Source organism: Janthinobacterium sp. GW822-FHT07A03 (assembly GCF_058798815.1).
Window position 1 is genome coordinate 193,324 of the sequence record NZ_JBXAKW010000006.1, and the last position, 20,415, is coordinate 213,738.

19 protein-coding genes are annotated in these 20,415 nt (G+C 62.2%); 14 read left to right on the forward strand and 5 right to left on the reverse strand.

The features are described 5' to 3' along the window. The first annotated feature begins 51 nt into the window (after positions 1-51). Positions 52-900, forward strand: coding sequence for an alpha/beta fold hydrolase (locus AC1RJW_RS18325; protein ID WP_493046248.1), 849 nt, complete (start codon positions 52-54; stop codon positions 898-900). Positions 901-944: 44 nt separating this feature from the next. Here AC1RJW_RS18325 and AC1RJW_RS18330 read toward each other — a convergent pair whose 3' ends face one another. Then, on the reverse strand, positions 945-3,032 hold the full coding sequence (locus tag AC1RJW_RS18330; protein ID WP_493046249.1) for a 3-hydroxyacyl-CoA dehydrogenase NAD-binding domain-containing protein: 2,088 nt from the start codon (positions 3,030-3,032) through the stop codon (positions 945-947). A 554-nt stretch (positions 3,033-3,586) separates the two neighbouring features. Here AC1RJW_RS18330 and AC1RJW_RS18335 point away from each other — a divergent pair. From AC1RJW_RS18335 to AC1RJW_RS18350, 4 genes are read left to right on the forward strand one after another with little or no spacing between them, the layout of a single operon-like run. Continuing rightward, a complete protein-coding gene (locus AC1RJW_RS18335; protein ID WP_493046250.1) occupies positions 3,587-5,650 on the forward strand; it encodes a methyl-accepting chemotaxis protein in 2,064 nt (687 codons plus the stop codon). 3 nt (positions 5,651-5,653) lie between these two features. Next, complete coding sequence (locus tag AC1RJW_RS18340) at positions 5,654-6,478, forward strand: CheR family methyltransferase (RefSeq protein ID WP_493046251.1); 825 nt, start codon at positions 5,654-5,656, stop codon at positions 6,476-6,478. Continuing rightward, on the forward strand, positions 6,475-7,005 hold the full coding sequence (locus AC1RJW_RS18345) for a chemotaxis protein CheD (RefSeq protein ID WP_493046252.1): 531 nt from the start codon (positions 6,475-6,477) through the stop codon (positions 7,003-7,005). The genes AC1RJW_RS18340 and AC1RJW_RS18345 overlap by 4 nt, the downstream gene beginning before the upstream one ends. Continuing rightward, positions 6,992-8,527, forward strand: coding sequence for a chemotaxis protein CheW (locus AC1RJW_RS18350; protein ID WP_493046253.1), 1,536 nt, complete (start codon positions 6,992-6,994; stop codon positions 8,525-8,527). The genes AC1RJW_RS18345 and AC1RJW_RS18350 overlap by 14 nt, the downstream gene beginning before the upstream one ends. Positions 8,528-8,533: 6 nt before the next feature. Here the strand turns inward: AC1RJW_RS18350 and AC1RJW_RS18355 are convergent, their stop codons facing one another. Further along, complete coding sequence (locus AC1RJW_RS18355; RefSeq protein WP_493046254.1) at positions 8,534-10,186, reverse strand: 3-(methylthio)propionyl-CoA ligase; 1,653 nt, start codon at positions 10,184-10,186, stop codon at positions 8,534-8,536. 322 nt (positions 10,187-10,508) lie between these two features. Here AC1RJW_RS18355 and AC1RJW_RS18360 point away from each other — a divergent pair, with 322 nt between their 5' ends. The 7 genes from AC1RJW_RS18360 to AC1RJW_RS18390 all read left to right on the forward strand — a co-directional run bounded on the left by AC1RJW_RS18360 (position 10,509) and on the right by AC1RJW_RS18390 (position 15,827). Then, the gene (locus AC1RJW_RS18360; protein WP_493046255.1) at positions 10,509-11,903 is read left to right on the forward strand and encodes a protein adenylyltransferase SelO; all 1,395 of its coding nucleotides are present in this window, start codon (positions 10,509-10,511) and stop codon (positions 11,901-11,903) included. Positions 11,904-11,912: 9 nt separating this feature from the next. Further along, positions 11,913-12,314 carry a peptide-methionine (R)-S-oxide reductase MsrB gene (msrB, locus tag AC1RJW_RS18365; RefSeq protein ID WP_493046256.1) on the forward strand — a complete coding sequence of 134 codons (402 nt, stop codon included), beginning with the start codon at positions 11,913-11,915 and terminating at the stop codon, positions 12,312-12,314. Positions 12,315-12,397: 83 nt separating this feature from the next. Further along, positions 12,398-13,027 (forward strand): septation protein A, encoded by a 630-nt coding sequence (locus AC1RJW_RS18370; RefSeq protein ID WP_046682773.1) that lies wholly within the window; start codon positions 12,398-12,400, stop codon positions 13,025-13,027. Beyond that, positions 13,024-13,326 carry a BolA family protein gene (locus tag AC1RJW_RS18375; RefSeq protein WP_475414341.1) on the forward strand — a complete coding sequence of 101 codons (303 nt, stop codon included), beginning with the start codon at positions 13,024-13,026 and terminating at the stop codon, positions 13,324-13,326. Before AC1RJW_RS18370 ends, AC1RJW_RS18375 begins: the two co-directional genes overlap by 4 nt. Before the next feature lie 84 nt (positions 13,327-13,410). Continuing rightward, positions 13,411-14,190: a peptidylprolyl isomerase gene (locus AC1RJW_RS18380; RefSeq protein WP_077404793.1), complete on the forward strand. Its 780-nt coding sequence runs from the start codon at positions 13,411-13,413 to the stop codon at positions 14,188-14,190. Positions 14,191-14,301: 111 nt separating this feature from the next. Further along, a complete protein-coding gene (locus AC1RJW_RS18385) occupies positions 14,302-15,078 on the forward strand; it encodes a peptidylprolyl isomerase (RefSeq protein WP_070311883.1) in 777 nt (258 codons plus the stop codon). A 68-nt stretch (positions 15,079-15,146) separates the two neighbouring features. After that, the gene (locus tag AC1RJW_RS18390) at positions 15,147-15,827 is read left to right on the forward strand and encodes a DNA alkylation repair protein (RefSeq protein ID WP_493046257.1); all 681 of its coding nucleotides are present in this window, start codon (positions 15,147-15,149) and stop codon (positions 15,825-15,827) included. On the opposite strand, the gene AC1RJW_RS18395 is transcribed toward AC1RJW_RS18390, so the two are convergent. Further along, the gene (locus tag AC1RJW_RS18395) at positions 15,790-16,473 is read right to left on the reverse strand and encodes a TetR/AcrR family transcriptional regulator (RefSeq protein ID WP_493046258.1); all 684 of its coding nucleotides are present in this window, start codon (positions 16,471-16,473) and stop codon (positions 15,790-15,792) included. The genes AC1RJW_RS18390 and AC1RJW_RS18395 overlap by 38 nt on opposite strands. A gap of 107 nt (positions 16,474-16,580) precedes the next feature. Between AC1RJW_RS18395 and AC1RJW_RS18400 the strand changes: the two genes are divergently transcribed. Then, positions 16,581-17,285: a DAPG hydrolase family protein gene (locus tag AC1RJW_RS18400; RefSeq protein WP_493046259.1), complete on the forward strand. Its 705-nt coding sequence runs from the start codon at positions 16,581-16,583 to the stop codon at positions 17,283-17,285. 6 nt (positions 17,286-17,291) lie between these two features. Here AC1RJW_RS18400 and AC1RJW_RS18405 read toward each other — a convergent pair whose 3' ends face one another. After that, the gene (locus AC1RJW_RS18405; RefSeq protein ID WP_493046260.1) at positions 17,292-18,185 is read right to left on the reverse strand and encodes a GNAT family N-acetyltransferase; all 894 of its coding nucleotides are present in this window, start codon (positions 18,183-18,185) and stop codon (positions 17,292-17,294) included. Between the two features lie 146 nt (positions 18,186-18,331). Between AC1RJW_RS18405 and ypfJ the strand changes: the two genes are divergently transcribed. Beyond that, positions 18,332-19,225 carry a KPN_02809 family neutral zinc metallopeptidase gene (ypfJ, locus tag AC1RJW_RS18410; RefSeq protein WP_493046261.1) on the forward strand — a complete coding sequence of 298 codons (894 nt, stop codon included), beginning with the start codon at positions 18,332-18,334 and terminating at the stop codon, positions 19,223-19,225. Positions 19,226-19,282: 57 nt separating this feature from the next. Here the strand turns inward: ypfJ and AC1RJW_RS18415 are convergent, their stop codons facing one another. Then, positions 19,283-20,362 carry a TIGR03118 family protein gene (locus tag AC1RJW_RS18415; RefSeq protein WP_493046262.1) on the reverse strand — a complete coding sequence of 360 codons (1,080 nt, stop codon included), beginning with the start codon at positions 20,360-20,362 and terminating at the stop codon, positions 19,283-19,285. Positions 20,363-20,415: the final 53 nt, after the last annotated feature.

Sequence of the window (20,415 nt, forward strand, 5' to 3'; positions counted from 1 at the left end):
ATGGCTGGCACGCCATACTGGTCCCCGGTCCCCGCATCAAGAAGGAGATTCATGCATCATCTATTCGTCGGCCGCCCCGCGCGCACCATGCTCCTCTCCAGCGCCGGCCTGCTGCTCGCAGGCTGTTTTTCCGGCTGCTCCCTGTTGCCATCGACCCCGGTCATGCCCGGCGTGCCGGCCACGGCCGCCCTGCCCGACGCCAGCATCGCGTATACCCTGAGCGGCCAGGGCGGCTTGCCCGTCGTGTTCCAGTCGGCCATGGGCGACGGCAAGGATGTATGGGCCAAGGTGGTGCCCGAAGTGGCCAGACAGCACCGCGTGCTCGTGTACGACCGTCCCGGCTATGGCGACAGCCAGAAGACCACCACGCCGCGCGACCCCTGCACCATCGCCGCCCAGCAGCGCGCCCTGCTGGCGCAGGCGGGCCTGAAGCCGCCGTATGTGCTGGTCGGCCACGGCTTGGGCGGACTGTACCAGTATGTGTATGCCCGGCTGTACCCGCAGGACGTGGCCGGCCTGGTCCTGCTCGATCCCACGCACCCGCAGCAGTGGAACCGCCTGCAGACGGACGCGTCCACCTACGCCATGCTCGTGAAGACGCGGCGCAAACTCATGTTCAACAGTACGGAATCGGCCGAATTCGATGCCCAGACGCAATGTCTGCAGCACGTCGACATGAACAGCCCGCTGCGCGTGCCCGCCATGCTGCTGGTGCGCGACAAGTTCGGCATCGAGGAAATGGGCTCGTTCGAGAACGTCGTGCGGGCCCAGGAAAAGGATTGGCAGCGCCTGTCCGGCGCGCCGGCCATCGAGCGCATCACGGGGGCCGGCTACTACATCCAGAAGGACAACCCTGTCATCGTCAACGAGGCGGTCAAGATGGTGGCGAAGAAGAAATAAAAAAAGGGCAGAGAAATCTGCCCTTTTTGCATTCGGCACCTGAATCAGCTATTGAAACCCTTGCCCTCGCCCGCCAGTTTCACCAGCAGGGGCGCCGGCGTCCACGCTTCGCCGTGGCGGCCTTTCGCGTAGCCATTGATGGTATCGAGCACGTTCGGCAAGCCCACCGTGTCCGCGTAGAACATCGGGCCGCCGCGGAACAGGGGGAAGCCGTAGCCCGTCAAATACACCATGTCGATATCCGAGGCGCGCAGGGCGATGCCCTCTTCCAGGATGCGCGCGCCTTCATTAACCAGCGCATACACGAGGCGTTCGACGATTTCCTGGTCGCTGATCTTGCGCCGCGTCACGCCGATGTCGGCGGAATGCTGAACGATCATCGCGTTGACCTGTTCCGACGGATACGCCTTGCGGTCGCCCGCCTTGTAGTCATACCAGCCGGCGCCCGTCTTCTGGCCATAGCGCCCCAGTTCGCACAGCAGGTCGGCCGTCTTCGAATACGTGACGTCCGGTTTTTCCACGTAGCGGCGCTTGCGGATGGCCCAGCCGATATCGTTGCCGGCCAGGTCGCCCATGCGGAACGGGCCCATGGCAAAGCCGAATTTCTCGACGGCCTTGTCGACCTGCTCCGGCAAGCAGCCTTCTTCCAGCAGGAAACCGGCCTGGCGGCTGTACTGCTCGATCATGCGGTTGCCGATGAAACCGTCGCATACGCCCGAGACGACGCCCGTCTTCTTCAGTTTTTTCGACAGCGCCAGCGCCGTGGCCAGCACGTCCTTGCCCGTTTCCTTGCCGCGGACGATTTCCAGCAGTTTCATGACGTTCGCGGGGCTGAAGAAATGCGTGCCGATCACGTCTTGCGGGCGCTGGGTGAACGCGGCGATCTTGTCCAGGTCCAAGGTAGACGTGTTCGAGGCAAGGATGGCGCCCGGCTTCATGACGGCGTCAAGCTGTTTGAAGACGGTTTCCTTCACGCCCAGCTCTTCGAACACGGCTTCGATGACGATGTCGGCTTGCGCGATGTCGGCATACGCCAACGTGCCGCTGACCAGCGCGATGCGCTGCTCGGCCTTGTCCTGCGTCAACTTGCCCTTCTTCACCGTGTTTTCATAATTCTTGCGGATGGTGGCCAGGCCCTTGTCCAGCGCTTCCTGCTTCGTTTCCAGCAGTATCACGGGGATGCCCGCGTTGGCGAAGTTCATGGCGATGCCGCCACCCATGGTGCCGGCGCCCACGATGGCCGCGCTGGCGATCGCGCGCACGGGCGTATCGGACGGCACGTCGGGCACCTTGCTGGCGACGCGCTCGGCAAAGAAGGCGTGGCGCAGGGCTTTCGATTCCGGCGACTGCACCAGCTGCATGAACAGTTCGCGCTCGTATTTCAAGCCATCGTCGAATTTCATCGTCACGGCGGCCGCCACGGCATCGACGCATTTCAGCGGTGCCGGGAACGGGCCGGACATGGCCTTGACGGTATTGCGCGAAAACTGCAGGAACGCTTCATGGTTCGGGTAGTCGACCTTGCGCTCGCGCACTTTCGGCAGCGGGCGCACGTCGGCTATCTTCGTGGCGAAGGCCACGGCGGCGGCCAGCAAGTCGGCGCCGGGGGCGATGACTTCATCGAACAGGGCCGTGCCGGCCAGTTTCTCGGACGCCACGGGCGTGCCCGAGACGATCATGTTGAGGGCCATTTCCAGGCCCAGCACGCGAGGCAGGCGCTGCGTGCCGCCCGCGCCCGGCAAGATGCCCAGCTTGACTTCCGGCAAGGCCATCTGCGCGCCGGGCGCGGCCACGCGGTAGTTGCAGCCCAGCGCCAGCTCCAGGCCGCCGCCCATGCAGACGCTGTGGATCGCCGCCACGACCGGCTTGGTCGACTGTTCGACGACGTTGATCAGGGTGTGCAGGGTCGGTTCCGTGAGCGCCTTGGGCGAATTGAATTCCTTGATATCGGCGCCGCCGGAGAAGGCCTTGCCGGCGCCCGTGATGACGATGGCTTTGACGGACTCGTCTGCCAGCGCCTGGCGGATGCCGGCCACGGCGGCCGTGCGCGTCGCCAGGCCCAGGCCATTGACGGGCGGATTGGCGAGGGTAATGACGGCAACGGCGCCGTTCACTTGATATTCAGCACTCATGTCTCTTCCTTATTGGTTTTGCTCAATGTATGAGGTGGTTGCAAGGGATGAAGCTTTACTATACCGCATAAAAGAACGCTCGTATTATTTTTGTCGTGTGCGCGCGGCCGCCAGCATGCTACGCCATGGTACAACATCATTTACGGAAAGATTCTGCTGCAAGCAGCAAGCTCCGGGAGAAGCTATCACTTGGATATTCATTTAAATAATAAAACCGCAATAATAATAACGGCGTTTTATTATGCGAAAGAAGGCGTTTGTTATATGCCGGCATGGGTCAATTGCGACAATTTTTACATTATTTATTCCCACCCCTTGTTTTTCGCCGGATGCTGGGGAATAATAAAATTGTTGATACAAATCAATACTCTATAATTTATTTACTATAAGGCAAACTGCAGGGTAAACACTGGCGGCCGTTGATCGCGCACATTCTCACCGATTATCACCATAGGTAGACCGCTGCAATAACATCCCTGTCTTATATAAATAGCAGAAAAATAATAACAGCAGCCTATCGCTCCCATTCCTCTTCTCACCCCGAAGGAAATACTATGGACGCAGCCAGCCATGTCAGCCACTCCCAGGATCTGGACTTACAAGCGATAAATACTGCATTGAACCGTGTCCAGGCCGTCATCGAATTCGAACTCGACGGCACCATCCTGCATGCGAATGACAATTTCCTGCGCGTCGTCGGCTATACCCTGGCCGAAGTGCAAGGCAAGCACCATGCCATCTTCTGCGACCCCGAGTATGTGAAAACGGCCGAATACGCCGACTTCTGGGCCAAGCTGGGACGCGGCGAGTTCGACCATGGCGAGTACAAGCGCCGCGCCAGGGATGGGCGCGAAGTGTGGATCAACGCGTCCTACAACCCCATCCTCGACGCGGACGGCAAGCCGTATAAAGTCATCAAGTTTGCCACCGACATCACGGCCAGCAAGCGCCGCAACGCCGATTACGAAGGCAAGATCGAGGCCATCAGCAAGGCCCAGGCCGTGATCGAGTTCCGGCTCGACGGCACCATCCTCGACGCCAACGACAATTTCCTCAAGTCCGTCGGCTACACGCTCGACGAGATCAAGGGCAAGCACCACCGCATGTTTTGCCTGCCCGAGTACGCCCAGAGCGAGGAATACGCGCAGTTCTGGCAGAAGCTGGGACAAGGCCAGTTCGACGCGGGCGAATACAAGCGCGTCACCAAGGACGGCCGCGAAATCTGGCTCAATGCCTCGTACAACCCTATTTTCGACGCGGAAGGCCGGCCCTTCAAGGTGGTCAAGTTCGCCAGCGACGTGACGGCCCTGAAAAAGCGCAATGCCGAATACGAAGGCAAGGTCAGCGCCATCGGCAAGGCGCAGGCCGTGATCGAATTCGACATGCAGGGCAATGTGCTGGACGCGAACGACAATTTCCTCGCCGTCATGGACTACGACTTGAGCGATATCCAGGGCGAGCACCACCGCATGTTCTGCGAACCCGAGTATGCCGGCAGCGCCGAGTACAAGAAATTCTGGCAAAAGCTCAACCGGGGCGAATTCGACGCGGGCCGCTACAAGCGCCTGGGCAACCATGGCAAGGTGGTCTGGATACAGGCGACCTACAATCCCATCCTGGACCTGAACGGCAAGCCATATAAAGTGGTCAAGTTCGCCATCGACATCACGGACCAGGTGAACCTGGAAAACAGCATCCAGGCCAAGGCCGCCAGCGACAGCCGCAAGGTCGACGCCCTGCTCGGCTCGGTGGCGCGCGCGGCGCAAGGCGACCTGACCTGCACTATCGTGCCCGAAGGCGACGAGCCGATCGACCTGCTGGCCGGCGGCATCAGCAAGATGATCGTCGACTTGCGCGGCGTGATCGGCAACGTGGTGTCGGCGGCGAACGGCTTTGCCGACGCCTCGCACACGATCGCGGAACGGGCCACGGGCGTGGCCGTGGGCACGCAGGCGCTGGGCGCGACGGTGGAAGAAATGAACGCGTCCATCGACGGCTTGACGTTTTCCATCAATTCCATCGCGGAAAACACCTCGAACGCCGACTTCCTGGCGAAAGCCACGCAGCAGGAAGCGGAAGCGGGCGCGCGCGCCGTCGCCAAGTCGATCGAGGCGATGGACTTGATCAACCGCTCGTCGGAAGACATCGGCGAAATCGTCAAGGTCATCAGCGAGATCGCCAACCAGACGAACATGCTGGCCTTCAATGCGGCCATCGAGGCGGCGCGCGCGGGCGAGCACGGCCTGGGCTTTTCCGTCGTCGCCGACGAGGTGCGCAAGCTGGCAGAACGTTCCTCCCAGGCAACAAAAGAGATTTCCAAGCTGATCAACGAATCCGTCAAGCGCGTCTCGACGGGCAGCGAAATCTCGCGCCAGGCCAGCGATGCCTTCGACAAGATCGTCTCGGGCGTGGCGAAGACCACCTTGGCCATCTCGGATATCTCGAAGGCGGCCAACGAGCAGCTGCTGACGGCGCGCGAAGTGTCGACGGCGATCCAGTACATCGCCGAGGAAACGGAAAAGTCGGCCGCCAACTGCGACAGCATCGCCCGTTCGACGGATGGCTTGAACGAGCGCGCGGGCAGCCTGAACCAGACTGTCTCCGGCTTCGTGGTGTAGGCCATGAGCCACGCGGCCACCTTGACGCCCGAAGTGCTGACGAACCTGATCGCGCTGGTGCGCCAGCATACGGGCATCGCCATGACCGCGCGCAAGAGTGTCTTGCTGGAACGGCGCTTGCAGCCACGGCTGCGGGCGCTGTCCCTGCACAGCTACCAGGCTTACCTGGACCGGGTGGCCAGCGACCGCGACGAGGTGGCCCACTTCATCGACCTGGTGACCACCAACGATACCCTGTTCTTCCGCACGCCGCAGGTCTGGGATTACTTCCGCGACCGCTACCTGCCCGCCTGGGCGCGCGCCCATCCCGATGGCTGCCTCGCCATCTGGTCGGCGGCGGCGGCCAGCGGCGAGGAGCTGTATTCGATCGCCATGCTGTGCGAGCAATTCAGGCTGCAAACGCCCGCTTTCCGCTACCAGATCCTGGCCAGCGACATTTCGCAGCAGATCATCGGTGCGGCGCGGGCCGGCCAGTACAGCGGGCGCTCCGTCGAACGCATCCGGTTGTCGCACCCGGACTTGCTGCGCAGATATTTCACACCCTCGCCGTATGGCGTCAAGGTCAACGAAGAGCTGCGGCAACACGTCAGCTTTGCCCAGCATAACTTGCTCGAAGCGCTGCGCCCGGCGCGGCAGTTCGACCTGGTGTTCCTGCGCAATGTACTGATTTATTTCGATGCCGAGCACCAGGAAACCGTGCTGCGCCAGGCGCGCCTGAGCCTCAAGGATGAGGGCCGGCTGATCCTGGGCGAGTCGGAAACCATCGCGCGCCTCGGTACCGGCTATCAATTCGAATTTCCCATGATTTACAAGGCGGGTAGCGCATGAGCATCATCATCGAGCATGGCCTGCCGCTGCACCATGTTGGCATGGGGCAACTTAGCGTGGGCACGCCGGGGCAACAGCTGCAAGCGCTGCTCGGCTCCTGCATCGGCATCGGCTTCATCTGGAAGAATGGCCCCTGCTGCGGCCTGGCCCACTGCCTGCTGCCGGAGGCGCCGGGGGCCGAGCATGCCCTTGGCGCGCGCTATGTCAGCCAGGCCGTGCCTTCGCTGCTGCGCCTGATGGGCGTGCGCCAGGCCGATTACGCCGATATCGACGTGGTGCTGGCGGGCGGCGCCAGCATGTTCGGCCCCGCCCACGTCCATGGCCGCCTGCAGGTGGGCCGGCAAAACGCGGAAGCGGCGCAAAAATACCTGGCCCAGTGCGGCTTGCACGTCAGTTTTTGCGCGCTGGGCGGGCGCCACGGGCGCCAGCTGCTGATCGATTGCGCCCGGCACAGCTACGCCGTCACCGATGTGGTGGCGCCACCCGAATTGATTCCACGCAAGGAAGGCGCATATGGAGATGCATGAAGCGACGGGTTTGCAGGCGCAGGGCACAAGCGATACGGCGACCGAACTGTTCGGTTCATTCCACCTGGGCGACGATGAATTCGCCCTGCCCGCCAGCTGCATCCGCGAAGTGGTGAATTACCCAGCGAAAGTCACGGCCCTGCCCCTGTCGCCCGCCTATCTGGAAGGCATGTTCACCTTGCGCGGCAGCGTCATTCCGGTGGTCAACCTGGGCCGCTTGTTCCGCGCCGATGCACCGCGCGCCGTCGCCACCGACAAGATCGCCATCCTCGATTTCCAGCAAGTGCTGATCGGCATCGTCTTCCAGGACACGGGCGAAATCCTGCGTGTGCCCGCCAGCGCGCGCAGCGCCCTGCAATATGCGGCCGGCGACAGCCACGCCGTCATCGCCGGCACGATTTTGCTCGACGGCGGCGCGCGCCTGCTGCAGGTACTCGACCCGCACGCCCTGCTGCGCATCGAAAACGTGCCCCATGTGCTGGCCCTGCAGGCGACGGGCGCCAAGCTGAGCACGGCCCGCTACCATGCGCAAAGCGAACGCCGGCAGTGCGTCAGCTTCCATGCGGCCGGCGCCACGTTCGCCTTCGAAATGCTGGCCATCCAGGAAATCATCAAGGTGCCGGAGCTGCACAGCTCCCTGCTAAACAGCGAGCTGTGCCTTGGCCGCATGCATTTTCGCGGCAGCCAGGTGGCCGTCGTCGATTTCGGCGCCCTGCTGCAGGCGCCCGCGTCCGGCACGACGGCCACGGCCGCAACAGGCGATCAGCGCATCATCGTCGTGCGCCTCGATGACACGACCGTGGGCTTCCTCGTCGACTCCGTCGACAGCATCGTGCATTTCTTTGGCGACGAAGTGCTGCCGATTCCCCTGCTGAGCAAGGCGCGCGCCGCCATGTTCGCCGGCTGCATCACGAAAGAAGGCTTGGGCGACATCATTTTCCTCGATCACAAGGGCATCCTGTCGCAAGCGGAGATCGTCGAGATGCGCGACGGCCACGCGCGCCTGTATCCGGCCGACACGGAAACGGCCAGCGCCGCCACGCACAAGGCGCGGCGCCGCGTCTACATCACGTTTACGGTGGAAACCCGCTTCGCCGTGGAAATCGGGCAAGTGCGCGAAATCATCGATTTCAGCGGCGCCATCACGACGCCGCCGGGCATGCCGGCCTGCATGCGCGGCATGCTCAACTTGCGCCAGCAAATGATCAGCATCATCGACTTGCGCCAGCTGTACGCGATGCCGGCCCTGCCGGACGCCAGCGCGGGCAAGATCCTGATCGTGGAACGGGGCGCCGAACGCTACGGCTTCCTCGTCGACCACGTCGATAACATCATGACCATTTCCGACAGCCAGCGCTTTGCGGCACCGCAAATCATCCGCACGGGCGCGCACGACGACTTGCGCAGTGAAATGGATGAAATGATCGATATCGGCACGGATGCGCAGCGCCAGACCCTGTCCGTCTTCCAGTGCGATCATCTGCTGGAAAAGCTGGGAACGGCGCTGCCGCAAGCGGCCTAGCTTGCCTTACATCCCGGGCAGCCGGTGCCCCTTGAACTGCTCGCGCAGCTTGTTCTTCTGGATCTTGCCCGTGGCGCCCATGGGCAAGGCGTCGATGAACAGCACGTCGTCGGGCGTCCACCACTTGGCGATCTTGCCTTCAAAGAACTGCAGCAAGGCGTCGCGCGTGACCGTCATGCCGGGACGCAATACCACCACCAGCACGGGGCGCTCGTCCCATTTCGGGTGGAACACGCCGATGCAGGCCGCCTGCAGCACGGCCGGGTGGGCCATGGCCAGGTTTTCCAGGTCGATGGTGCCGATCCACTCGCCGCCCGACTTGATCACGTCCTTGCTGCGGTCCGTGATCTGCATGTAGCCGTCCGCGTCGATGGTAGCCACGTCGCCAGTGGGGAACCAGCCATCCTGCAGCACCTCGCCGCCCTCGTTCTTGTAGTACGAGGAAATGATCCACGGCCCCTTCACCAGCAGATGCCCGTACGCCACGCCATCCCACGGCAATTCCTTGCCGTCGTCGTCGACGATCTTCATGTCCACGCCGTAGATCGCATGGCCCTGCTTTTGCAGGATCTTGCGCTGCTCGTCCTTCGGCAAGTCCAGGTGCTTGGTCTGCAAGCCGCCCGCCGTGCCCAGCGGCGACATTTCCGTCATGCCCCAGGCGTGGATGACCTCGATGTCGAACTTGTCGATCAGGGTATCCATCATGGCCGGCGGGCACGCCGCGCCGCCGATCACCGTGCGGCGGAAGGTGGAAAATTTCAAGTCATTCTGCAGCGCATGGTTCAGCAAGCCCAGCCATACGGTGGGCACGCCGGCCGAGAACGTCACTTTTTCCGCCTCGAACAATTCGTACAGCGACTTGCCGTCCAGCGCCGCGCCGGGAAACACCATGCGCGCGCCGGACAGGGGCACGGAATACGGCAGGCCCCAGGCATTCACGTGGAACATGGGCACGACGGGCAGCACCGTGTCCGAGGCGCGCACGTTCAGGGCGCTGGGCATGGCCGAGGCATACGCGTGCAGCACGGTCGAACGGTGCGAATACAGGGCGCCCTTGGGATTGCCCGTGGTGCCCGACGTGTAGCACAGGGTGGCGGCCGAGTTCTCGTCGAACAATGGCCATGCGTAGTCGTCGGAATGCGTGGCGATCAAGTCTTCATAGCACAGCAGGTCGGGAATGGTGCTGCTGGCGGGCATCCGCTCGCGGTCGCACATCAGGACGAAATGGCGCACGAAGGTGCAGTCGGCGGCGATTTTCTCCACCACGGGCAAAAAGGTCAAATCAAACAGCAATACCTGGTCTTCCGCGTGGTTCGAGATGTAGGCGATCTGGTCGGGAAACAGGCGCGGGTTAATCGTGTGCAAGACGGCACCCGAGCCGGACACGGCATAGTAGGCTTCCAGGTGGCGATAGCCATTCCAGGCCAGGGTGGCGACCCGGTCGCCCATGCCGACGCCGAGGCCATGCAGGGCATTGGCCAGCCGGCGCGCGCGCTGGTGGCAATCGCGGTAGGTGTAGCGGTGCATATCGCCCTCCACCCGCCGCGAAATGATTTCGCTGCCTCCATAATGACGCGCTGCAAACTCGATAATGCTGGAAATCAGCAGGGGCTGATTCATCATCTGGCCCATCACTGGACTCAAGGGAAATGCCGACATCGTGTCTCCTGGGGTGGATACTCGGTTATTGTTGGAATTTAAAGATTTTTCCTAGTTTCGTACGGTCGTGCGGAAATCGTCAACGCATTTCGATATTGCATTGCAGCATGGAATTTTTGATTCCGTTTTTCACCCTGTCCAGGCCCGCCACGGCAGGCCCGAAGGCGCCCGCCGCACGCCCTGGCGCTGTGCGGTAAAATCGTGTTCCAGGCTGGCGCATCCTGCCGCCACATCTTATTTGAATGGAACTGCCATCACCGCTCATACCTTACCACTGGATAACGCCTTTGCGGCCTTGCCGCCCGCGTTCTATACGCGCCTGATGCCCACACCCCTGCCCTCGCCCTACTTTGTCGCCGCCAGCGCGCCGGCAGCAAGCCTGGTGGGGCTCGATGCGGCGCGCCTGGCCGAGCCCGACTACGTGGCGCTGCTGAGCGGTAATGCCGTGGCCGAGCGCTCGCAGCCCCTGTCGGCCGTGTATTCGGGTCACCAGTTCGGCGTCTGGGCCGGCCAGCTGGGCGACGGCCGCGCCATCCTGCTGGGCGATATCGCCACGGAAAGCGGTCCGATGGAGCTGCAATTGAAAGGCGCCGGCGCCACGCCGTATTCGCGCATGGGCGACGGACGCGCCGTGCTGCGCTCGTCCATCCGCGAATTCCTGTGTTCGGAAGCCATGGCGGCGCTGGGCATTCCCACCTCGCGCGCGCTGTCCATCATGGGTTCGCAGCAAGGCATCATGCGCGAAACGGTGGAAACGGCGGCCGTCGTCACGCGCATGGCGCCCACGTTTGTGCGCTTCGGCTCGTTCGAGCACTGGTTTTACCGCAAGAAGCCGGACGAGCTGAAAATCCTCGCCGATTACGTGATCGACGGTTTTTATCCCCATTTGCGCGCCGCAGCAAATCCATACCAGGCCTTGCTGGCCGAAGTCTGCGTGCGCACGGCGCACATGATTGCGCAGTGGCAAGCCGTGGGCTTCATGCATGGCGTGATGAATACGGACAATATGTCTATCCTGGGATTGACGCTCGATTATGGCCCCTTCGGCTTCATGGAAGCGTTTGACGCGGAACACATCTGCAACCATACGGACCAGCAGGGCCGCTATTCCTATGCGAACCAGCCGCAGGTGGGCCACTGGAACTGCTATGCGCTGGGCCAGGCGCTGCTGCCGCTGATCGGCGAAGTGGAACTGGCGCAGGCGGCGCTGGACAGCTACCAACCCGCCTTCGCCGAGAAGATGAATGCCTTGCTGCGCGCCAAGCTGGGCTTGCAAACGAGCCAGGACGACGATACGGCCCTGTTCGACAACATGTTTGCGCTGATGCAAGCCAATCACGTGGATTTCACCAACTTCTTCCGCGCCTTGTCTACACTGCAGGTGGCGGCGCCCGAACATGACACCATGCTGCGCGACATGTTCATCGACCGCGCCGCCTTCGATGCGTGGGCCGCGACGTACCGGGCGCGCCTGTTGCTTGAGAATAGCGTCGATGCAGAACGGCAAGCGGCCATGAACGGCGTCAACCCGAAATACGTGCTGCGCAACTACCTGGCGCAAGTGGCCATCGAGAAAGCCCAGCAGCAGGACTACACGGAAGTGGCGACATTGCTGGAAGTTTTGCAAAAGCCATTTGACGAACAGCCCGAACACCAGCACTATGCGGCCCTGCCGCCCGATTGGGCCAGCCACCTTGAAGTCAGCTGCTCATCCTAAGGAGTCATTATGACCACGAATAAAGTCAAGAAAACCGACGCCGAATGGCGCGCCATGCTCGATTCGATGCAATACGAAGTCACGCGCCACGCCGCCACGGAACGGGCCTTCACGGGCAAGTTCTGGGACCACCATCAACACGGCATCTACACCTGCGTCTGCTGCAACACGCCCCTGTTCGCGTCGGACACCAAGTTCGACTCGGGCTGCGGCTGGCCCAGCTATTTCCAGGCGCTCGACCCGGCCAACGTGACGGAAATTGTCGACCGCAGCCACGGCATGGTGCGCACGGAAATCGTCTGCGCCGTCTGCGACGCCCACCTGGGCCACGTCTTCCCGGACGGCCCGCCGCCAACCGGTTTGCGCTATTGCATCAATTCGGCCTCCTTGCGCTTCGATCCGCAGCCGTGAGACACAGGATCGCCTGGGAGCAACTCGGTTGCTCCTAAGCCATTCCTAAGATGATTTTAATAAGACCAGTGTAAAGTCTCGCCATGAAATTTCTATTCGACCTCTTCCCCCTGATCGCCTTCTTCGCCGCCTTCAAACTGGGCGGCATGTATGAAGCGGCCACGCACGATTTCGTGCAGCAATATTTGTCCGGCTTCGTGTCAGGCGGCCTGATCAAGGCCGACCAGGCGCCGTGGATACTCGCCACCCTCGTCGGCATCGTCGCCACCGCTTGCCAGGTCAGCTATCTGCTGCTGCGCGGGCGCAAGGTGGACGGCATGCTGTGGCTGTCGCTGTTCATCTTTGTCGTGTTCGGCGGCGCCAGCATCTACCTGCATGACGATTTCTTCCTGAAATGGAAGCCGACCCTGATCTACTGGCTGTCCGGCCTGGCCCTCTTGATCGCCCACGTGGGCTTCAAGAAAAACCTGATCCGCAAGACCATGGAAGCGCAGGTGCAATTGCCCGATGCCGTCTGGAACCAGCTGCTGGCCGCATGGATCATCTTCTTCGGCGCCATCGGCGCGCTGAATCTGTTCGTGGCCTTCGTGCTGTACAAGGGCGACATGGCCGCCTGGGTCAGTTTTAAAGCGTTTGGCGCGACGGGCATCTTCTTTGCCTTCATCGTGGCGCAAACCCTGTTCCTGGCCAAACATATCAAGGAAGACGCATGATGCATACCACCACCGAAAATACTTCGCCGGAAACGCGCATGCAGCGCATCCGCACCCGCCTGGAAACGGCACTTTCCCCTCTGGAATGCGTGCTGGAAGACGACTCGGCGCGCCACCGGGGCCATGCGGGCGCCGCCTCGGGCGGAGGTCACTACAATCTGCGCATTATTTCTAGCCGATTTGAGGGGCTCAGGCTCGTCATGCGCCATCGACTGGTGTATGATTCCGTGCACGATATGATGCATAATGAGATACATGCATTGGCGATTGTGGCCCTGGCGCCGTCCGAAGTAGTGTAAGGATGGCGTTTTGGCGTACCCGAGCCATGTTATAGATTTCTTCCCATGCGTTTTTTACGAAACTTTCCCTAACAGGATTTAATAATGACTTTTAAGCCAGCCCGCTTGCTGATCGCACTACTCGCCGTTGTCGCGGTACCTGTTTTTGCGCAAAATGTTGCCGTTGTTAATGGCAAGCCTATCCCATCGTCGCGCGTTGATGCAGTCGTCAAGCAAGTCGTCGCCCAAGGCCAGCAACCGGATTCGCCGCAATTGCGCGAAATGATCAAGAAGGACTTGATCGGCCGTGAAGTGCTGATGCAAGAAGCGGAAAACAAAGGTTTCGGTAAAGATGCAGCCGTCAAGCAGCAAATCGAGAATGCGCGTCAGGCCATCGTCATCAACGCCCTGGTCGGCGACTACCTGAAAAAGAACCCCGTCAACGACGCTGAAATCAAGGCCGAGTACGACCGCTTCGTGGCGCAGACGGGCGACAAGGAATACCACGTACGCCACATCCTGGTGGCCACCGAAGCGGAAGCGAAAGACATCATCGCCAAGCTGAAAGGCGGCGCCAAGTTCGAAGATCTGGCCAAGCAATCGAAAGATGCCGGCTCGGCCGACAACGGCGGCGACCTGGACTGGGCAGCCCCATCGTCGTTCCCGAAAGTGTTCTCCGACGCCTTCGTGAAACTGCAAAAAGGCCAGGTCACCGATACCCCGGTGCAAACGCCTAACGGTTTCCACGTGATCAAGCTGGACGACACCCGCGCGGCAAAACTGCCGACCCTGGAAGAAGTCAAGCCACAGATCGCCGAAGCGCTGCAGCAAAAGAAATTGCAAGCGTATCAGGAAGAAATGATCAAAAAAGCGAAAGTTCAGTAAGAACTGACCTCCCCGGCGCCCTTTTCGGCGCCGGTCGTGTATTCTGCGCCTGAATGCGCACTGCGCGACAGTCGCGTATATCGATTTTTAGTATATTTATTAGGAATGAACATGATTTTGAAGCCAGCCCGCCTGATCTTAGCCTTGATCGCCGTAGCCGCGATCCCTGCGTTCGCGCAAAACGTCGCCACCGTGAACGGCAAGGCCATCCCATCGTCGCGCGTCGACCAGGTCGTCAAGCAAGTCGTCGCCCAAGGCAAGCAAGCCGATTCGCCGCAATTGCGCGAAGCCATCAAGAAAGACCTGATCGGCCGCGAAGTGCTGATCCAGGAAGCCGACAAGCAAGGCTACGGCACGCGTCCGGAAGTCAAGTCGCAGATCGACAATGCCCGTCAAAGCATCATCATCAACGCCCTGCTGGCCGACTACGTCAAGAAGAACCCTGTCAAGGACGCTGAAATCAAGGCCGAATACGACAAGTTCAAGGCACAAGCGGGCGACAAGGAATACCATGCACGCCACATCCTGGTGGCTACCGAAGCGGAAGCGAAAGACATCATCGCCAAGCTGAAAGGCGGCGCCAAGTTCGAAGAACTGGCGAAAGTATCGAAAGACGGTTCCGCAGCCAATGGCGGCGACCTGGACTGGGCCAGCCCAGCTTCCTACGTGAAGCCATTCTCCGACGCCATGGTCGCCCTGAAACCAGGCCAGGTCACGCAAACGCCCGTGCAGTCGCAATTCGGCTTCCACGTGATCAAGCTGGAAGAAACCCGTCCGACGAAGCTGCCGGCACTGGAAGAAGTCAAGGGCCAGGTGGCCGAGTCGCTGCAACAGAAGAAACTCGCCGCCTACCGCGATGAGTTGATGAAGAAGGCCAAGATTCAATAATATTGGATCGGCATGAAAAAGCGCTCCCTGTGAGCGCTTTTTTTACGCCTGAAGGAAAGCGAGATACCATGAATCTACATGAAGAACTAAAAATCGCGCTGGAAGCGGTTGCCGAACCGGGCCGCGCGGCGCCCATGCAGGCGTATATGCGCGGCCAGTTCGTGTTCCTGGGCGTGGCGGCACCGCAGCGGCGGCTGGCCGCCAGGGGCTTGCTGGCGGGCTTGCAAGGCGTGGGGGCCGATGTGCTGCTGGACCATGCGCAACTGCTGTGGCAGCAGCCCGAGCGCGAATACCAGCACGTGGCGCTCGACATGCTGGCCCTGCACCGGCGGCAACTGGACGTCGAACACCTTCCCGCCCTGCTGGCACTGGCGCGCCAGCGCGCGTGGTGGGACAGCGTCGATGGCATGGCCGGCATCGTGGGCGAGGTGCTGCAGGCGGAGCACCAGCGCGGCGGCGACGGCCATGCGCACATGGATGGCGCCTTGCGCCACGCAGACTTCTGGCTGCGCCGCATCGCCATGCTGCACCAGCTGGGCTGGCGCGCCGACACGGATGCCGGCTGGCTGTTCGGCGCGGCGCTGGCGCTGGCCCACGAAGACGAGTTTTTCATCCGCAAGGCCATCGGCTGGGCCCTGCGCGATTACGCGCGCCAAGCACCCGCGGCCGTGGCGGCGTTTGCCGGCGCGCACCGCCAGCAACTATCGCCGCTCAGCTACCGCGAAGCGCTGAAGCACCAGCGACCTTGAACGACTGGCCGCCCAGCAATCGCAGCGCCGTATCGATGCGCGGTGCCGCATCCCAGGCCGGCACGGGCGCCAGCAAGCCCAGCGCCATCTGCCGCAACGGCTCGGCGATCACCATGGCCAGCAGCAAGCCGGCCATTTCGTGCCCATCGTGCCCATCCTGCAGCGCCAGGTGGCCGCGCGCGCCCTGGCGCTGCAACCACTCGGCCAGCATCGCCGTGCCCCGCTCGATGCCGTTGCGCTGATACACGGCCAGCAAGTCGGCGCGCGCGGGAAACTCCGTGCACAGCAGGCGGAACAGGCCGACGGCGTCCGGCGTCAGCACGCGCGCCGCCATCACCTGCAATATTTCCTTCAATAGCGGCAAAACGTCGCCGGGCGACGCCGCATCGTGCGCCATCGCCGGCAAGAAGGCGTCCGTCCAGCCGCGCACCACGAGGGCCACGAGTTCCTCGCGGTTGGCCGCGTATTGATACAGCGACTTCTTTGCCATGCCCGCGTGGCGCGCCACCGCTTCCATGGTCGTGGCGGCATAACCTTCATTCAGCAGCAGCCAGGTGGCCGCCTGCACGGCCGCCTCGCGCGCTTCCTCGGGCGGGCGCGCCGGACGGCCCCGTCCACGCAATGCCTTGCTCTCTTCTTCCTGCATGCCGGCTCCAAGCTTGATCGATGGGCAATTTTACACTGAAACACATTTAGGAAACGCTAAACGTTTCTTTAATATATAATTGGCTCACCCCAACAAAGGAGAACGACATGACGAGCTACACGCATATTGAATTCCCATGGAGCATCACCGGCACGGGCAACTTGCTCGACCCGTTTCCCCTGCCCCTGGAAACGGGCATCACGCGCCTCGACGATGGCTGCCTGCTGGTGGCGGCGCGCACGGAGCTGCACGGCTGCAGCGGGCGCATGCTGGACTGGTGGTTTACATTTTTCGAGACGACACAGCACATCAAGTGGTGGCATCCGCACGACCACGTGGCCCATCACGGCTGGAACAGCGCATGGAAAAAGGGAGAAAGTTATTACGGTGCCTCGATCGAGGCGGTGGAATCGCTGGGCGACATTCCGCCCGTGAAAGCCAAGCTGAAGTTCCATGATCCGAAGGAAGTCTTTGACCCGGCGCAACTGCAGCAGGCAAGGGACAGCGGCGCCCTGTCGGCCGCCATCTGCGCGCGCATCGGATTTGGCGACCATGTACAGCTGGATCCGTACGGCGATCCCCTCGATGGCGAAATGCTGCACCTGACGCGCGACACGCCCACGGGCTGCGTGCTGCGCAGCCGCTTCTTGCTGGGCCGCAACAGCCTCAATCCCGTGCGCGACGTGCCCGACGTGCTGGGCCTGAATTTGCTGCGCCATTGCTACAGCGAATTTACCTATCTGTCGCGCTTTTTGCCGTCGCTGTACTACGGCGAGCATGCCAATGGAGAAAAGGCGCCGCTGCCCTGGTAGGCTGCCTTACAGCCGCTTGTGCATGCGCGCCAGCGGCAACTTGATGTCGTCGGGCAAGTCGAGGTAAAAATCTTCCGTCACGGCAAAGCCGCTGGCCAGGTACAGGGGCACGCCCGGCAAGGTGGCGGCCAACTCCAGTGCCGTAAAACCGGCGGCCCGCGCCTGCCGTTCGCAGTGGCGCATCAGCATGCTGCCCAGGCCCTGACGCGCCGCGGCCGGTTCCACGAAGAATGCGCGGATACGGCCCGGCTGGCTGGCCGGATCGAGCAGCGGGTCCGGTCCGCTCTTCGCGCGGTCGGCACCGTACAGGGTGGCGCGCCGGCTCCAGCCGCCGCAAGCCCGCATGGCGCCATCGCGTTCGATGACGAAATACGTCTGGTCGGCAACGAGCTGCGTATCGACGCCGAACACGTGGCGCGTCACGGCCTCGGCCTGTTCCGGCGTATAGAATCCCGCGCTCAGCGCCACGCCGGAACGGGCGATCAGCGCATTCATGGCGGGCACATCGGCAGGCAACGCCACGCGCAGGCGCGTCAGGGCGCCAAAACTGAACCAGGCACGGCTGATGCGCCCCTGCTCCACCTCATAGGTCGCCACCAATTCCTGCGCGGAAACACCGTCCGGCGTGTCGCCATGGACGATTTCATGGTCGATCACCAGCTTGCCGCAGGCGATGCGATTGAGCAACTGCGCCCGGGGCTGGCTGGCGGCGAAACGGTCCGTGAAGCGGGGGCCGATCTGCGCGCTGCCCGTGGCCAGCAAGGTATCGGGGTGCTGGAATTGCTGTGCGTCATCGGCGTAAATGGCCAGCAAGGCCGCCACATCGTGGGCATTGTAGGCGTCCAGTTGCGCCTGGACCACCGCGACGGGAGAAATGCGTGTATCGTTGGCAAGCGCCATGCGTGTACCTGTTGTGGAGTCGATAGAAAGTTGCAAAGGGTAACATTGTCGTCCCTGTCGCGGCGTGGTTTACTGCGATAATAACAAGATTCGTCGCAAGAAGCATATGCAGGCGTCACCAATCAATCGCAGCAGGAGTAAATATCATGAAATGGGAAGGCAATCGCGAAAGCGACAATGTGGAAGACCGCCGTGGCGAAGATGGCGGCGGGGGCGGCGGTGGGGGCGGCTTCGGTTTTGGCGGACGCTCGATCGGCATCGGCACCATCGTCATCGCCCTCGTCGGCTCGTATGTGCTGGGCGTCAATCCCTTGACCCTGCTCAACTTGCTCAGCGGCGGTGGCGGCCAGGTCAGTACCCAGCAAAGCCAGTCCCCGGCGCGCCAGCCGCCCGAATCGGACGAGATGGCCCGCTTCGTGAAAACCGTGCTGGCCGATACGGAAGACACGTGGGGCGCCCTGTTCAAGGCCGAAGGCGGCAGCTATGTGAAGCCCAAGCTGGTCCTGTACTCGGGCAGCACGCCGACGGCCTGCGGCACAGGCCAGAGCGCCAGCGGGCCCTTCTATTGCCCCGGCGACCAGAAAGTCTACCTGGACCTCGATTTCTTCAACCTGATGCAGCAGCGCTTCAAGGTCTCGGGCGAATTTGCGGAAGCGTATGTGATCGCGCATGAAGTGGGCCACCACGTGCAGAACCTGCTGGGCCTGTCCGAAAAGGTCGACCAGGCGCGCCGCACGCAATCGGAGCGCCAGGCCAACGCCATGTCCGTGCGCCTGGAATTGCAGGCCGACTGCTTTGCCGGCGTGTGGGCATTTCATGCGAACCAGGACCGCAAGATCCTGGAGCAAGGCGACGTGGAAGCGGCCCTGAAAGCGGCCACGGCCATCGGCGACGATGCGCTGCAGCGCCAGTCGCAAGGCCATGTCGTGCCGGACTCGTTTACGCATGGCACCTCGGATCAGCGCGTGCGCTGGTTCAGCAAGGGCATCGAGAGCGGCCAGATTTCCCAGTGCAACACGTTCGAGGCGCGCCAGCTGTAACGGCGGCACGCTGATCCATGCGGCAGGCCAGCTTGCCGCATGGACACTTGGCTGGCCCTACTTCAAATCGATGCGCCCGTATTGCCCATGCGTCTCGTCATCCGGCCCGGCCGCATAGAACAGCGTATTGACGGGCTGGCTGTTAAGGCCATTGCCGAAGGCGATGCCCCACAAGCCATCGATCACCAGCGGCGTGCCATCCGTCTTGAGCAGCGCGCCCCCGGCAGTACCCGTGTCGGGATCATAGGCATTGATCTTGCCATCGCCAAAATTCCCTACCAACAACATATTGCTGGCCGTGCCAAAGTTGGCGGGCGCCAGCGCCATGCCCCATGGCGCATTCAGGGCGCCGCCGCTCACCAGCCGCTTGATCAGTGTGCCGCCCGTGTCATACACATTGACCATGCCCAGGCCGGCGCCGGCCTGTTCATCGTCGCCGCTGGCCTGGCGCATGGCATAGGCGACATAGATGCGCTGGCCGATGGCCTGGATGCCGAACGGCGCATAGCCGGCCGGCAAGCCGGGATCGCTGAACGCGCCGGGCAAGCTGACTTTGGCGAAATTAGCATCGAAGACATCGACGCGGCGGTTATGGAAATCGGCCGCATACAAGTAGTTGGCGCCCGCATACACGGAAATCGCCAGGCCCTTGTAGACGCTGCCGCCAGCACTACCATCGAACACGACCACGGCCGTCGTCGGGCTGACCGTGGGCGACCAGGCCGAGATGCTGCCGCTTTCGCTGGCAAAGATGAAGGGGCTGGGCGCCGTCACGCCGTTCAGGCTCAGCTTGAAATCCTGCGTGCCGTTGAATACGATGCCCGTCGGCCCCGCCGGCGTGCTGACCACCAGCGATTGCGGCACGCCGTTGCCATCGTACAAGGTGGACTTCGCCGTGCCGTTATCGGTCACCCAGACGAAGCCGCGCGGATTGAAGGCCACGCCCCAGGCGTTGACGAGGTTGGCGTCCGTGTGGGCGGCGGGCAAGGCTGTCGTGTCCGACACGAGGCTGGTGGCCGCATAGGCACTGCTGCTGGGCGGCATGTGATTCCTGCCGTCATCGTGACCGCCGCCGCAGGCAAACAGCGATGCGGCGATGCAGGCGCAGGCTATCCTGCTGACATGGTGCGTATTCATGGCGCTTCCTTTCGGCGTGGTGGGCAAAATGTCGCTGCCCGTTGATACCCGCG